Source organism: Fulvivirga marina, assembly GCF_016775155.1.
GTDB lineage: Bacteria > Bacteroidota > Bacteroidia > Cytophagales > Cyclobacteriaceae > Fulvivirga > Fulvivirga marina.
Genome location: NZ_JAEUGD010000053.1, coordinates 246,759 through 262,728, shown reverse-complemented (window position 1 = coordinate 262,728; position 15,970 = coordinate 246,759). Strand labels below are relative to the sequence as shown.

Below are 15,970 nucleotides of genomic sequence, written 5' to 3'. Positions count from 1 at the left end.
CCCTTGCTCCAATTAGAATGATTTCCTTATAGGGTCTTTAGTAATATTTATTCAGACTTATAAACCTCCCCTCCCTTCATAACGAAAGTAACATTTTCCATCGTATGAATATTCTCCAACGGATTATCATTAACCGCTACTATATCCGCTTTTTTGCCGACTTCAACAGATCCAAGGTCATCAGCCTTGAGCATTTGAGCTGCCACGCTGGTAGCAGATTTTATAGCTTCCATTGGTGACATACCTGCTTCTACCATATACCCAAACTCTTTACCGTTTTCACCATGAGGGAACACACCTGCATCCGTTCCAAATGCGATCTTAACGCCTCGTTTGTATGCTTCAGCAAAAGTCTTTTGTATTTGCGGTCCAATTGCCAGGGCTTTTGGCACGACCAAAGCAGGGTAATACCCTTCAACTTTTGCCTGTTCTGCAACAAATTTACCTGCCGAAATGGTTGGCACATAATAAGTACCTTTTTGCTTCATCAGATCCATTACATCAGGAGTCATCATGGTTCCATGCTCAATAGATGTTATACCCGCCTCCACAGCTCTTTTCATGCCTTCGGCGCCATGAGCATGTGCCGCTGTAATCATTCCATATTCTCTCGCGGTCTCAACAATAGCTTCCAGCTCATCCATTTTGAATTGAGGCCCCGAACCATCTTTAGCAACGCTTAGAACACCTCCTGTTGCAGTTATTTTAATAACATCAGCACCATTTTTATATTGCTGTCTCACTGCTTTTCTGGCCTCATCTTTTCCATTGATTACTCCTTGGGTCGGCCCTGGATCTCCCATCAGATCATGTTTGTATCCGTTCGTTGGGTCTGCATGCCCTCCTGTAGTTGCTATAGACTTCCCAGCAGAAAATACCCTTGGTCCCTTAACCTTACCTGCATTTATGGCATTTCTTAATGCCGTATTTACACCGCTACCTCCAAGGTCTCGAACGGTAGTAAAGCCTGCCATCAGAGTACGGTTGGCATAAACAGTTGAGTTAAAAGCTATATCAGCCTCATTCAAGGTAAACCTCTTGATATAATTATCTCTACTGGTTTCTCCCTCAATATGAACATGCATGTCCATTAACCCGGGAAGAACAGTCTTGCTTTTAAGATTAATAACTTTATCCTGTTCTGTTGCCTTAGCATACCCTTTTTCAACCTTTATAATTTTATCCCCCTCTACAATTATGGTCATTTCTCTCATGACTTCATCACTTTTCCCGTCTATGAGCTGACCGCAATGTATGAACGTTTTTTGTGCGTGAAGATTAAGGGCTACTCCTACAAAGAACAATAATGAGACTAAAAATATCTTTTGCATGTGGCTTTAACAATTGGATATGAGATTACCAATATAAGATAAGATCTATTATGAAAAAAGCTTTAATACAGCGAGATAATCATCATCCTCTCCCTGATACACAATTTGGACATCAAAGCCAGACTCCATAGCTATTTGGATTAATGTGGTTTGATCGAGATATAACCAGGGAAACCATTGTCCATGCTTATCTTTATATTTGTACTGATACGAAACCTCTCCAAAATATTTATCAGCAGTCATTCCTTTATCATACAAATACGAGATATCGCTTGAATCAATAATGATCTGCCCATTATCAGATAACAGTCCTTTCAGTTTACCTAAAAAAAACTTAAAGTTATTTTTTAAACCGGAAATACCTGTACCATTCATAAGTAAAAGCAGAGTATCATATTTTTCATTAGTTTGCCATTCAAAAATACTCTGGCTGATCACTTTCTTCACCCCTCTTTTTAGCATGATATCGCAAGCAACACTTGACAATTCAATTGCCGTAACATCTAGCTCCGGCTGCAAAATCAGACTGTGTACACCAACTCCAGCCCCAACATCTAGTGTTTTACCTCTGCAGAGGTGTAAAGCAAATTGTTCAAGATCAGTAAGATCATTCTCGCCTCTAAAAAAAACCTCCACGGGCATCTCTTCAGGATCACCATAGTCGTTGTTTAGTATCAAAGGAGAACTTAAGCCATTATTGAAGTAATCGGACAACGCTTGTCCATAGACATCATGGTACATCAATTCAGTTAGAATTAGTTATTCAGGTATCTTTCCGCTCGTCTTTGAATATCTTCTTTAGTAATTTCCATTTCGGGGTCAACAAGTGTTGTTGATACCAGCTCAAAAAGAGCATCTTCATCATACCCTAGCTTCCTGAGAACTTTAAGACAAAACTTCATTTCTTCTTTGTGAACCCTTCCATCTATTTTCATTACCAAAACGAGATTAGCCATCAATTCTATTTTTTCTTCCTTGGTAAGATGTACTAAAGAGGGAATGGTATCTTCTGCCGCAGTCTGACTGATAATAGAATCAATATCTTCGGGACTAACATTACTGGATATTCCAATCTGACGTATAAGATCAAGTTCGGCGTCATCGGTTTCTCCATCTACCTTGGCCAGTTGTACCAGGATGTTTAAATGTGGATTATCCTTCATTTCTATTAATTTTAAAATGAGACATTAAATATATTTGATTTTAATTAATCAACCCAATAGGTGTTCGTTTATTATAAATTACGTATTATGCGGCACATTGCCCAGCTATATTCTGTTATATATTTAATATCACTTTGATTACCTGACTCAAAACCTGATTCAGTCTTCCTAAAGTGTAAACTCCCACATTAATAAAGTTACTATGAATTTTCTTGCACATTTATACTTATCAGGCAATAATGAAGAAATAATCGTAGGAAATTTTATTGGCGATTTTGTAAAGGGCAAATCTTATGAGGTCTATAGCAAAGATATTCAGCTTGGCATTCTTCTACATAGAAATATAGATGAATATACTGATCACCATAAAGTAGTACTAAGAAGCAAAAAGAGACTTTGGGGGAAGTACCGACATTATGCAGCAGTAATTGTCGACATATTTTACGATCATTTTCTCGCTGTCAATTGGACCGACTTTCATAATTCGCCTTTGACGGATTATGCTCAATATATATATGAGCTCATACAGTCTTATGAAAACCAACTTCCTAAGGGAGTAAAACATATGCTTCCTTACATGATTAAGCATAACTGGTTATTAAACTATGCCAACACAAATGGCATTCATGACGCACTTTCAGGTATGGCTAGAAGAACCACTTTTAAATCTAAAATGGATGAGGCAGTAAATGACCTGAAACATCACTACGATGAATTTGAGGGTGAATTCAAAGTTTTTTTCCCTGACGTTCAGGCATTTGCCAAAGATTGGTTAAAACACAAGTAAACTTTGAGCTCAGACACTAAAAAGAAACTCCTAATGCCTGAGATTTTACTTATTTTATTTCCAGATTGATCTCATCACTCTCTGATCCACTGATAACTTTTATTGTATATATCCCCTTAGTAGCATAGTTCCATTTCTGCTCCCCCCTCTTTTTGCTCTTTCCATAGGAAGATGTTTTCACATCCCACATCACGCTGTGAAATCCCACAAAGCCCTGATCTTCAATTACCCTAACCAGATCGCTATTTTCATTATAAATCTCTACTCTAACATTTTGAGCAATTTGTCCTATATAGTATTGAATACTCACTTGAGGCTCAAAAGACTTCAGATAGGGATACTGTTTCTTTCCCCATTTTTCAGAATACTTATATGTATCAACCGAAAAAACTTTTACAGGTACATCAACATTTCCTGCCACCTGCTGAAATGGTTTGACATCAACAATATAAATACTTCTTCCGTGCGTACCCACCACAAGCTCATTTTCTCTAGGGTGAACCACCAAGTCATAAGCCGCAACATTGGGTATCTGGCCTAATATCACCCATGAACTTCCTTTATCAAAGCTGACATATGTACCATGGTCAGTACCAAGGTACAACAAGTCTGGATTAACAGGATCCTGAATTAAATCATTAACTACAACCTCAGGTAAGTTTGACTTTAATGATTCCCAACTTTTACCATAGTCTGTACTCATAAAGATGTAGGTTTTAAAGTCATCCTCTCGGTAACCGTTTAAAGTGACATAAACCTCACCTTCATCATGTGGAGATGCAAAAACGCTAGCTACCCATTTTCCTTTTGGCAAACCATCTGATATCTTTGTCCACTCTCCTCCCGAACTCTTGCTTACATGAATATTTCCATCATCTGTACCCACATATATCAGCCCAAACTTAATTGGCGATTCGGAGACCGTTGAAATAGTTGAAAATGGAACATTCCCCTGAGGTTTATTTTCGGTAAGATCAGGGCTTATAGACTCCCAATGATCTCCTTTATCCAGGCTTCTATAGAGTCTTTGCGCAGCTATGTAAATAATGTCCGGGTTATGCTTGCTCAGAAGTAAAGGAGTTCGCCAGTTAAACCTTAACACATCTTCCCCTATATTGTGCTGGGGGGTAATTTTTGTAAAATCATTCTCTCTGCGGTTTACTCTATAGTAATTACCAAACTGAAAACCAGTATATACTAAGTTATTATCTCTTGGATCAGGAGAAACAAACATCCCATCACCTCCAAAAAGTTGTTCCCAATGCTTTGTCCTATTCGGTACAGAATTCGATGCCCCTACCAAAGTGCCGTTATCCTGGAGTCCTCCATATACGTTATACGGATACTCCATGTCTACATTTACAGTATAAAACTGTCCAACCGGCATGTTGTTGATATGCCTCCAGTTTGCTCCTTCATCATAACTCTCATAAAGCCCTCCATCATTTCCTAGTAAAAGGTGCTGCGAATCTTTGGGATTGATCCAAAGCGCCTGATGGTCTACATGAACATCTCCAATAGTATCAAGTCTGGCGTACGTAACCCCTCCGTCATTAGATTTTAGTAAGGGAACTCCAAAGATATAAACCTGATGAGGATCGTCAGGAGCTACCCGAACCTCTCCAAAGTAGTAACCATAAGTGAAGTAAACCCCCTCAAGATCATAGCTATTCATCTTCTTCCATGTATCGCCATAGTCATCGGAACGGTAGAGCTCTGCTCCAACCGTTGACGTATTAAACAATGCATTATTGGCATCCCCAAAGTATTCGGCTATAGCCAGTGGTTTATATTTACCTTGTCTGATTTCCTTTTTTACAAGCTCAGCATTGTATTTTTCCGGGAAACGGTTTTTTTTCAAAAACTTATTTAACTTCTCATTATTCAGATTAAGAAGGTCCTGTATCTTCATGCCTCTAAAATCTGCCAATTCAAGTTTTCCCTCATCCTTCCTCTTTTTTTCTTTCTTAACTGTAGCCTGATTATCCAAAAAAGCATAAATAATATTAGGACTGGAAACACTAACGTTTAGTCCAATCCTCCCCACCATTTCGCCTTCAGGAAATCCGTCCATCGTCTTTCTCCATGTCTCCCCTCCATCATCAGAGCGGTAAATTCCTGACCCTGAGCCACTACCTTTAAAATCCCAGGCTTTTCGGGTCCTTTCCCAAGCACTGGCCCACAGCTGTTCGGGGTTAGCCGGATTAATTACCAGGTCAATGACCCCTGTACTGTCATTGACATATAACGTTTTACTCCAGGTCTTTCCCCCATCAGTACTTTTATAAACTCCACGGTCTTGATTGTGGGTATAAAGTGCCCCTACAGAGGCTACCCACACAACATCTGAGTTTTGAGGATGAACCACAACCTTTCCTATATGCTGGGTATCACTCAGCCCCAAGTGTTTCCATGTTTTCCCTCCATCGGTGGTCTTGTATATTCCGGAACCTGCATAACTTGATCTGCTACTATTGTTTTCGCCTGTACCTACGTACAATATATTATTGTCAGAAGGAGCTAATGCCATATCTCCAATACCAAGAGCATCCTGACCATCAAAAACAGGTGAGAAAGTTATTCCTCTGTTAGTTGTTTTAAATACACCACCGGAAGCATATGCCACATAATATTCCTTTGGGTTACCTTCGTTTACAGCAATATCCACAATCCGTCCTCCTTGCACTACCGGCCCTACATTCCTGGCAGCATAGTTTTTCAATATAGACTCTTCTTCTAACGCTTTTCGCCTGGCATGAGATTCTATCAATTGCTTTTCAGAATTTTGAGCACAAAGAGCCCCAGGAAAGATAAGGACAAATAAAAAAATGATACATTTATTCATCTTGAGAAATTGGTTTTGACTTAGGTTAATAAATAAACTTCGCTGTAACTAAACTCTAGCCTGTGCAGAAAAAAGTTTGTAACATTACATATTGTTAAATCTAAAAAAATAACTTCTTTATGGATAACGATCCTGAATTAAACGGTAAATATTTGGGACAGATCTCCGAAGACTTTGTAGTAGTGGCGGACACACTCAAGGAAGCATCCTATCAAATCAGGAAAAGAAAGTTTTCTGATTACCCCATTTTCCCAATTTCAAAAATAGACCTGCCCATAGGTCAGTTGCTAATTGGCAAAGAAGAACTGGCTGTAAACTGGAATTACAATGCCTCGTATTTAGACGAGTTTGTTCAGCGGGAAATTGTGAGTAAGGATAGTATTGACGATTTTAAAAAAGCTTACAAAGATCCTGATGAGTTTTGTTGTTTGTTTGTTGTAGACAACGACTTCACCAATTTTTTATTTATTCCTTACCCTGAGGACTAATGAGCTTTAAAATAAGTTGAGCCTTTCCAAGGCTCAACCATTATTTAAAAAGGGTTTTATTTCTTTTTAAAGTGACTCCATCCCTGAGCGGTTACTTCCACCTCATTACCACCTTTGGTAGCCATTATATTGCCTTTATCAGAACTTTGAACATAACCAATGAAATGAATATCGGAGTGCTTCTTGAGCTTCTCCATATCTTCCATTGACACTGTAAAAAGAAGCTCATAGTCCTCCCCTCCATTCAGAGCTGCTGTTGTAGGGTCAAGCCCCAACTCAACAGCTGTATCATAAGTCTGCTTATCAATAGGTAGTTTATCTTCGTATATTCTCATCCCCACACCAGATTGCTTACTAAGATGAAGTAATTCCGACGCCAGCCCATCTGAAACATCAATCATGGACGAGGGCACTATATTTAATTCAGCAAACTCGTGTATTACTCCTGTCCTTGCTGCAGGCTTTAATTGTCGTTGCACAATATAATCATATTTATCCAACTGTGGCTGCATATCGGGGTTAGCTATAAACACTTGTTTCTCACGCTCTAAAACCTGAAGACCAATAAAAGCTGCACCCAGATCTCCAGTCACACATATCACATCTTTATCCTTTGCTCCTGATCTTTTGACAACTTTATCCTGACCAACTATACCCATAGCTGTAACAGAAATTATCAGTCCACTTATTGAAGATGTAGTATCGCCTCCTATAAGATCTACATTATAATCCTCACAAGCTGCCTTAACCCCTTTATAAAATTCATCTACAGCCTCCACTGAAAACCTGTTACTCAACCCTAAGTTGACTGTAATATGTTTTGGGATAGCATTCATCGCTGCAACATCCGAAATATTGACCGCCACTGCTTTATATCCTAGATGTTGCAAAGGAGTGAAGGACAGGTCAAAATGAACACCCTCCAGTAACATATCAGTAGTAACGACAGTACATCCACCAAGGCTATTAAGTACTGCTGCATCATCCCCTATTCCTAGTTGCGTTTCCTTATTTAAAGAGGTGAAATTTTGGCTTATCCTATCTATTAGTCCAAACTCACCCAAATCGCTTATTTCTGTTCTTCTATTTTCCATAATACTTGTTATGCTAATTTCATCGGCACTATATGCATTTCGTCGCGCAAAGGTACGCGTAATCTTATTATAAGTAACAAAGCCGGTTACAAACCGCTATACCCATTATATTAATATATAAAGCGACGCTATTAAAACATTGGTATGAAAGCTATAATGAAATTTGTAAGTTTTTTGGTAGTTGGCATTATACTTTTATCTGCTTGTGGGCCCAGACCCCAGTACAAAACCAGGGTAGGCAAGAAAAAGTTAAAGCACTACAATTCTATCCAGTATGGAAAAACCGAACCAAAAACCTTCAAGAGCTTTAAACGTCAGAAGTAATTTCCTGACATAATTCGATAAGAACACCATTGGTACTCTTAGGGTGCAGGAAACAAACAAGTTTGTTATCTGCACCCTTTTTAGGTTTATCATTCAGCAAGGTGAATCCTTCTCTTGACAATCGTTCCATTTCGGAATGAATGTCAGCTACTTCATAAGCTATATGATGTATACCTTCACCTCGTTTTTCTATAAACTTAGCGATAGCTGAATCAGGATCAGTGGCTTCAAGCAACTCGATCTTAGTTTCTCCAATCTTAAAAAATGACGTATTTACGTGTTCGGAATCCACACTTTCAATCTTATAATGTCTACTATTAAATAGTGTTTGAAACAACATATTTGAAGACTCCAGGTCTTTTACGGCTATTCCTATATGTTCAACTTTTAGCATATTTCATTATTTAGTTTTTGTCTGTCATTTGACTAACTTTGCTCAAAAGTTGAAACTTTTTGACTTTTAGGAAAGTTTTAATTTAAATTTATTCTAAAGTAACAGAACTTAATTCTATATAATGGATACTTCCAGCGATATTCATGTAGAAGCAGCGAGAATACAGAAGGAAATAAAAAGCTACCTTGGCCTAAGTGACAATGATCTGATGTTTGAATATAGTAATACTGATGGCAAAGTAAAACTTGACCTCATAACTATAAATCCGAGACACAGTCAATCATTTCTTTTTCATTCGGTCATAGGGTTTGATAAAGTTGATGCTTTGAACAAGATGCTCGATTACGTAGAGCACTACAAAGAAAAAGAGAGTTCTTATACCATACAATGGAATGCAAAAGGTAACAAAGAACTTAATACTTCGTATTTTAGAGCTAGCAGCGTATATGACGCTTTAGATAAATTCTACTACGGGCGTGACTCTAATACCATTACGGTATTCAGTGTTGTTTTGAATCCTGTAGCTTAAATTAGCATAGTATGATTAATGTAACTGAAAAAGCAAAAGATAGAATAATAGAACTTCGAAAAAAAGAAGGGAAATCAACTGACCACAACATCAGGGTACTGGTACAAGGTGGAGGATGCTCAGGGTTGATGTATGATCTTAAATTTGATGCTCAAATAGAGCCTTCTGATGAAGTTTTTGAAGATAAAGGTGTGAAAATACTGGTAGACAAAAAAAGCCTCTTATACTTACTGGGAACAACACTAGACTTCTCTGATGGACTTAATGGTAAAGGGTTTCAATTTATTAACCCCAACGCCACCAGAACTTGTGGGTGCGGAGAGAGTTTCTCCGTCTGATCATCCTTTCTAAATAAGAACTTAAGAGCCTTACAAAATGATTGTATGGCTTTTAATTTGATTCTACTTCAAGACCCTTTTTTGAGTACTTCTTAAGGTAAACCTTAAATTCTGTACCTTTCCCTTCCTCACTTTCTATCTCAACTCGTCCATAATTTTCCCTAATAAATTGTCCAACAAGCATTAATCCCATTCCTGTACCCTTTTCATTATTAGTTCCCATGGCAGACACCCCTTTGCCTACCTGATTAAAAAGCCTATCAAGTTTTGTTTTACTCATCCCAAGACCAGAGTCCTTGACATGAATTATGATATAATCTTCACTGAATGAGTAGAAAATTCGTACTTTCCCACCTTTGTAGGTGAATTTAATAGCATTACCAATGATATTCTGAACAATGACTCGTACGTGATTAACATCAGCATTAGCATAGACTGACTCGGCTTTATGCTCAATAATAACACCTTTGTCTTTTGCTAAAAAATTGGCAACCGCTAACACTTGGTCAACCGTTGCCGGTACATTTACCTTATCAAAATCTACAACCATTCCCATTTGTTGACTAACAGCCCAACTCAGCAGGTTATCCATCATATGCGAAACCATAATAACCTTATTGTGCAGTCCTTTAAACACATCCTCTTGTTGCTCCGCGGTAAGTACGCCCATCCTTACTACTTCCAAGGTACTCATTATCGAAGCTAATGGACTTCTCAAGTCATGCCCGATTATAGAAAGTAATTTATCCTTATCGGAGATTATCTTCTCCAGTATCTCATTTTGATCCGATATTTGCCGCCGTTGAAGGTCGATATTAACATTTTTTTTACGCAGCTCTTCATTCAGTTTTGATTTTAAACGGTTACTTCTAAATATGAGGTAGGCCAGCACGATCATAAACAGAGCTACAAACCCCACAAAAAAATTGAGTAATTTGTTACTTTTAATAACCTGCTTATTCACCTCATTTTCCTTCAATAGTTGAAGATTTTCATCTTCCTTCTGCTGCAAATAAAGTTCATTGATCCTTTTTTCACTATCCACCGACTTGAGGCTATCACTATATTGCTTAAAAAGTATATGATACTTATAGGCTTGTTCATAATCATTTTGTGCTGCGTAAGTTTCAGAGAGCACCTTCAATACTTTCTGAGCATCCCATTTAGCCTTCATTTTCTTTGCATATTCTAGACTTTTAAGTCCGTGGCTAATTGCCTTATCATATAGTCCAAGCTGATAATTAACATTGGCCAGACCAGCATGTGCAAAGCAATTTTCCCAGTTATCCTCATAACTGGCATTCAACGCCCTACTATAATGTTCCTTAGCCATATTATAATCATTGGCATGCAGGTAAATCTCTCCAAGCAGATTAGTTGCCATAACCTCCATCCTATCAAAACCATTCCTTTGGCTTATATCAATGCATTCTTCCAAATAATTAACAGCCCGTTTGGAATCATTTTTATGATCAAAGACCAGCCCTAGATTAAAATAACCAGTTGCCAGCAACAAACTATCCGTTTTTACAGCCTTCCCTTGAACTATCTTTTGATATTCCCGGATGGCAGCATCGTACTGTCCCTGAGCGATATAAATCAACCCCAAATTATTATTTGCCCAAAGTACCCTATTATAATTACCAATCTCCTCAAAGGATTTCAAGGACTTCAAATAAGCCTCAAGGGCTTTATCATAGGAGCCTTTAACATAGTAGGATGAGCCCAGATTATTGAGAGCCCAAGCCTTTCCAGACTTCAACCCCTGGTCAACAGCTAACTTATAAGCCGACCGGGCAAAATACTGTGCACTATCCGGGTTGTCATATAAATAGCTACGCGAAATATTATTTAACAAATGGGTTGTATTGGTATCATGGACGTACTCACGATTCGCCTGCGCTTTCCTCCACACACTTAACAATGAATCAAGACCATCATGCCCATTTGCGGAAAGCCTATCAAAAGCACAAAATATAACAATTAATAAAAATCCAGCTTTTAAATTCAATAACATTATTTAAGACACTTCATCTTATTCAGCTAACGCTATGCATTTAAGCTCTATGGCAATAGGAGTGGGTAAGGCATTAACCTCAACCGTGGTTCTACAAGGTTGGTTTTCTTCGAAATACTGGGCATATATTTCATTATATTTTTTAAAATCATTCTTCATATTCGTCAAAAAAACAGTAACATCTATAAGCTTATCCCAACTTGACCCTGACGCCTCTAATACATGCCTTACATTTTCAAAAACAGAATGACATTGCGCTTCAATATCGTAAGCTGTTATATTACCATGCTGATCCAGCGTTACCCCTGGAATTTCTTTACTTCCTTTCTTTCTAGGCCCCACACCGGATAGGAAAAGTAAATTTCCCACTTTTCGAGCATGAGGATACAAACCTACTGGCTCTGGTGCTTTATCAGAATTTAATATATCGCTATGCTTCATTTTCTCTGGTACTTAGTTCGATTTACTATTATTAAACTAATATAAGAAAAACAATGTTCGCAACTATTTTAATGATAACATATTCCTCAATAGCCTTGTATATTAAGGTTTGCAGGGAAACATGTAAAAACAACAATTTTGTTCAGGAAGGTACTAACAAAATATCAGAAGATGATATTGGACAGGCATAACTGGAGGGGTTTTAATACTGTAAAACAAATACCTGATTTATCCCAAGAGGCTAATGCGTAAATAAACCTTCGTTGTTGAGGAAGCTTTCCTCAACAACGAAGATTATTATTCACGTTTACTCGTCTTTTAGTGCATTAACAGGGTTTGAAATTGCCGCTCTGATTGTATGATAGCTCATTGTAAATACAATGATTAAAAGTGCTATTCCTGCTGAAAGCACAAAAGTTGGTACTTCTTTCCTAAGTTCAATACGGTATGCAAAAGCTTGCAACCAAGTATCCATAAAATACCAGGCTATAGGAAAAGCAATAACAGTAGCGATCAAAACCAGTACTACAAATTCTTTTGAAAGCAAGGCTACAATACTTTTCACACTTGCACCAATCACTTTTCTGATGCCAATTTCCTTGGTTCTCCTCTCCGTCGTGTAAGCTGTAAGTCCAAGCAAACCGAGACAGGCTATGGCAATAGTCAACGAAGAAAATATGGTAAAAATATCGCCTCTTCTTTTATCAGATGTGTATTGCGAAGCAAAATCCTGATCAAGAAAGTTATATTCAAAAGGTTTGTTAATAAAAGTTTGTCCCCAAATAGCTTCAATCTCATTCACAGTTTTAGATATATTCGATGTTTGAAGCTTAACATATCCATAGTAATTTCCCTCACCGTACATAATCATTAAGGGCTCTATTTCATCATATAAAGAGTTCTGATGATAATCCTTCACAACACCTACAACTTTTTTAGTCACCACCTCACCTCCTCTTTGAGGGATATCAAATTTTTTACCTAAAGGTTCAGTCCACCCCATTCTATCAACCATTGACTCATTCACAAGCACCGCCAAAGAGGTATCTGACAGTATATCTCTCGAAAAATTTCTACCTTCTACAATAGACATCTGCATAGCTTCTATAAAATCAAAATCTGCCACAAAAAAGTCTATTCCACGCTCATTCATCTCCCCTTCTTCTGTTTCTACATTAAAAATAACCTTATTAACATTATTTCCGGGTGTAGACGATGACGATGCTACATTAATAATATTGGGGTTAGTTAGAAGTTTTTGACGAAAACCGTTATACCCAGCCTGCATCTGATCATCAGGCATTTCAAACCTTAACACCTGTTCCTTATCAAACCCCAGGTCTTTGTTCATTAAAAACTTAAGCTGATCAAAGACTACAAGTGTTGAAATAAGCATAAATATGGAAATACTGAACTGCAGTACCACAAGTGTTTTCCTTAGTATGGCATTACCTCCTTTTGTCGACAGTTTGCCTTTTAAAACATTAACCGGATTAAATCTTGACAGATAAAAGGCTGGATAACTTCCTCCAATGATGCCTATAATGAATGTCACGCCAACAAGTATCAGTAGTACCTGACTTTGAAAGAGGTAAGTGATCTCAATTTGTTTATTTGCAAGGTTATTAAAAGCAGGAAGAAAAATATAAATCAGAAGCATGCTCATCACCAGAGCCACAAAACTCATCACCAACGACTCTATCATAAACTGACTAACCAACTGCCCTTTTCCTGCTCCCATGACCTTTCTTACCCCTACCTCTTTAGCTCGCTGTGTTGACCGTGCAGTAGCAAGGTTCATATAGTTAATACTGGCTATAACCAGCATAAAAACTGCTACCGCGGCAAAAATATAGATATAAGAAATATCACCCCCCTCCTCAGCCTCATCCTGAATTTTTGAATATAAGTGTATATCAGTAATTCTTTGCAGCTCGTAGTTGATACTAATTTTAAACTGCTCAAATATGGGATCTACATGATCTTTAACTACTTTATCTAAGCTGCCTTTAAAATTTGCAGGTTGATAGCTTCCAGGCAGTTGTATATAGGTAAAGACGCCAAAATTACCCCAACTCCCCTGATAATCCGGTTCAGAATTACGCGAAATAAGTGCATCAAACCTGAAATGTGAGTTAGCAGGAACACCTTTAATTACGCCTGTAACTTTTAACTGATCATTATCCTGATCTGTCAGCAACAAATTAAGGCAGTCAATAGTCCCAAAGTACTTAATGGCCATGCTTTCTGTAACTACTATTGAATAAGGTTCATCTAATGCAGTTTCAGAGTCTCCCGCAATAAACTGGTAGGAGAACATCTCAAATACAGTTGAATCAGCAAGGAAAATATCCTCTTCATAAAACGACTTGTCCTCATATTTGTACAGATTTCTCCCCAAACCAAAAAAGCGCACCGCATTTACTACGTCAGGATAATTGTCTCTTAACTCATCAGCCATTGGTATTTGGGCAATGGCCCATGTGAATGAGTTATCAGGCTCTTTGATATTAGAAACTACTCGGTAGATGTTGTCAGCATTATCATGGTACCTGTCATAACTAAGTTCATCCATGATGTAAAGTCCAAGGAACATACTGCACATGATGCCTATAGCCAGGCCGAGAATATTAATAATACTATAGCCCTTTTCCTTCAGAATATTTCTGATGGCTATCTTAAAAAGATTTTTTAACATGATAAATTGAGTTTTATGACCTAATCGAAATCTAGCCATAAATACTCAATTTACACTTCTCTATTACCTGAACGGTCAGATTTATGTATTCAAATGTACTATTTTAGAATTGAATATCAGATGCATTTAGCTATTCATCAGATCTTCAATCTCTTCAGCCTCAATTGGGATATTCCCCATCAGATCATTTAGTCCATCTTCAGTAATGACAACATCATTTTCAAGTCTTATACCAAGGTTTTCTTCCCTAATGTATATACCTGGCTCAACTGTAAAAACCATCCCCGGCTGCATTTCTCTATAAATGTTACCAACATCATGCACATCTAGCCCTATATGGTGTGAAGTACCATGCATAAAATACTTCTTGTACGCCGGGTTATCAGGACTTTGCTTTTTGATATCAGCTTTATCCAAAAGCTTAAGTCCTAGCAATTCACTTTCCATAATCTTGCCTACCTCTTTCTGGTATTCCGGAATAACATTTCCGGGCTTAAGCATTTTCATGGCTTCTCTTTTTACACGAAGCACAGCATTGTAAACGTCCTTTTGTCGTTTGGTAAACTTACCGCTTACAGGAATGGCACGGGTCATATCAGCATTATAGTTAGCATACTCAGCACCCACATCCATCAAAAGAACATCCCCAGCCTTGCACTCTTTACTATTCTCAATATAGTGTAGCACGCAAGCATTAAAACCAGAAGCAACAATGGGGATATAAGCAAATCCACGTGAACGGTTCCTCACAAACTCATGGATATATTCAGCTTCTACTTCATACTCCATTACTCCAGGCTTTACAAACTGGAGCACACGCCTGAATCCTTTTTCAGTGATATCACATGCCACTTGCATCGCTTCAATCTCCTTCTCAGACTTTATTGCCCTTAGTTTGTGCATAATAGGAGCAGACCGTTCATATTTGTGTAAAGGGTATTTACCCCGACACCAATTCCCGAAGCGTGCATCCCTTGTTTCAACAGCTGCATCAGCTCTTATGTGCTCATTGGTATTCAAGTATACATGTTCTACTTCAGCCATTAGTGTATTAAACACCCCTTCAAATTGAGACAGCCAAAATATTCTCTCTACCCCAGAGGTTTCTGCAGCCTCCTCCTTAGTGTATTTGTGTCCCTCCCAAATGGCTATATTTTCATTGGTTTCCTTCAGAAAAAGGATTTCACGAAGCCTTTTGTCGTGAAAATCCGGGCATAAAATTAATATACTCTCTTCCTGATCGATACCTGACAAATAATACAGGTCATTATTTTGCCTAAACGGCATGGTCCCATCAGCATTGGTAGGCATGATATCATTAGAGTTAAAAATTGCAATAGCATTCGTCCTCATTTCATTCACCAACCTTTTCCTATTTTCTATATAAAGCTCTTTTCCTAAAGGAGTATATTTCATGGGTAGTCTGTTTTTAATTGTTACGTGGAATTTACTTCATTTTTCACCCTGATTTTCTCACCCTACCTGAGTAAGTATTAGAGATACCTGAATTTCACATTTCAT

Annotated in this window: 14 protein-coding genes; 4 read left to right on the top strand and 10 right to left on the bottom strand. The window is 37.9% G+C overall.

Features of this window, described 5'->3' with window-relative positions; all coding sequences use genetic code 11:
- Positions 1 to 47 precede the first annotated feature (47 nt).
- Genes JMN32_RS16220 through JMN32_RS16210 form a run of 3 tightly spaced genes read right to left on the bottom strand, consistent with a single transcriptional unit; the run spans position 48 to position 2,494 of the window.
- A complete protein-coding gene (locus tag JMN32_RS16220; protein ID WP_202857401.1) occupies positions 48 to 1,331 on the bottom strand; it encodes an amidohydrolase family protein in 1,284 nt (427 codons plus the stop codon).
- A 48-nt stretch (positions 1,332 to 1,379) separates the two neighbouring features.
- Positions 1,380 to 2,072, bottom strand: coding sequence for a methyltransferase domain-containing protein (locus JMN32_RS16215; protein ID WP_202857400.1), 693 nt, complete (start codon positions 2,070 to 2,072; stop codon positions 1,380 to 1,382).
- A gap of 14 nt (positions 2,073 to 2,086) precedes the next feature.
- Positions 2,087 to 2,494: a tellurite resistance TerB family protein gene (locus JMN32_RS16210; RefSeq protein ID WP_202857399.1), complete on the bottom strand. Its 408-nt coding sequence runs from the start codon at positions 2,492 to 2,494 to the stop codon at positions 2,087 to 2,089.
- A 202-nt stretch (positions 2,495 to 2,696) separates the two neighbouring features.
- Here JMN32_RS16210 and JMN32_RS16205 point away from each other — a divergent pair, with 202 nt between their 5' ends.
- Positions 2,697 to 3,281: an acyl carrier protein phosphodiesterase gene (locus tag JMN32_RS16205; protein WP_202857398.1), complete on the top strand. Its 585-nt coding sequence runs from the start codon at positions 2,697 to 2,699 to the stop codon at positions 3,279 to 3,281.
- Between the two features lie 49 nt (positions 3,282 to 3,330).
- On the opposite strand, the gene JMN32_RS16200 is transcribed toward JMN32_RS16205, so the two are convergent.
- The gene (locus JMN32_RS16200) at positions 3,331 to 6,126 is read right to left on the bottom strand and encodes a VPS10 domain-containing protein (protein ID WP_202857397.1); all 2,796 of its coding nucleotides are present in this window, start codon (positions 6,124 to 6,126) and stop codon (positions 3,331 to 3,333) included.
- A gap of 119 nt (positions 6,127 to 6,245) precedes the next feature.
- On the opposite strand from JMN32_RS16200, the gene JMN32_RS16195 reads away from it, so the two are divergent.
- Entirely contained in the window at positions 6,246 to 6,614 is a 369-nt protein-coding gene (locus JMN32_RS16195) for a hypothetical protein (RefSeq protein WP_202857396.1), read from the top strand.
- Positions 6,615 to 6,670: 56 nt separating this feature from the next.
- Here the strand turns inward: JMN32_RS16195 and thiL are convergent, their stop codons facing one another.
- A complete protein-coding gene (thiL, locus tag JMN32_RS16190) occupies positions 6,671 to 7,708 on the bottom strand; it encodes a thiamine-phosphate kinase (RefSeq protein ID WP_202857395.1) in 1,038 nt (345 codons plus the stop codon).
- 307 nt (positions 7,709 to 8,015) lie between these two features.
- Positions 8,016 to 8,426 (bottom strand): methylmalonyl-CoA epimerase, encoded by a 411-nt coding sequence (gene mce / locus JMN32_RS16185; protein ID WP_202857394.1) that lies wholly within the window; start codon positions 8,424 to 8,426, stop codon positions 8,016 to 8,018.
- Between the two features lie 121 nt (positions 8,427 to 8,547).
- Here mce and JMN32_RS16180 point away from each other — a divergent pair, with 121 nt between their 5' ends.
- Together JMN32_RS16180 and JMN32_RS16175 are read left to right on the top strand one after the other, a co-directional pair.
- Complete coding sequence (locus JMN32_RS16180; protein WP_202857393.1) at positions 8,548 to 8,955, top strand: hypothetical protein; 408 nt, start codon at positions 8,548 to 8,550, stop codon at positions 8,953 to 8,955.
- An 11-nt stretch (positions 8,956 to 8,966) separates the two neighbouring features.
- Positions 8,967 to 9,293, top strand: a complete 327-nt coding sequence (locus tag JMN32_RS16175; RefSeq protein ID WP_202857392.1) for a HesB/IscA family protein — start codon at positions 8,967 to 8,969, stop codon at positions 9,291 to 9,293.
- 52 nt (positions 9,294 to 9,345) lie between these two features.
- Here JMN32_RS16175 and JMN32_RS16170 read toward each other — a convergent pair whose 3' ends face one another.
- The 4 genes from JMN32_RS16170 to JMN32_RS16155 form a co-directional block, all read right to left on the bottom strand.
- Entirely contained in the window at positions 9,346 to 11,304 is a 1,959-nt protein-coding gene (locus JMN32_RS16170) for a tetratricopeptide repeat-containing sensor histidine kinase (protein WP_238354507.1), read from the bottom strand.
- Between the two features lie 24 nt (positions 11,305 to 11,328).
- Positions 11,329 to 11,751 (bottom strand): RidA family protein, encoded by a 423-nt coding sequence (locus tag JMN32_RS16165; protein WP_202857390.1) that lies wholly within the window; start codon positions 11,749 to 11,751, stop codon positions 11,329 to 11,331.
- Between the two features lie 307 nt (positions 11,752 to 12,058).
- Complete coding sequence (locus JMN32_RS16160; RefSeq protein WP_202857389.1) at positions 12,059 to 14,449, bottom strand: ABC transporter permease; 2,391 nt, start codon at positions 14,447 to 14,449, stop codon at positions 12,059 to 12,061.
- 126 nt (positions 14,450 to 14,575) lie between these two features.
- Positions 14,576 to 15,865, bottom strand: a complete 1,290-nt coding sequence (locus tag JMN32_RS16155) for an aminopeptidase P N-terminal domain-containing protein (protein WP_202857388.1) — start codon at positions 15,863 to 15,865, stop codon at positions 14,576 to 14,578.
- Between the last annotated feature and the right edge of the window lie 105 nt (positions 15,866 to 15,970).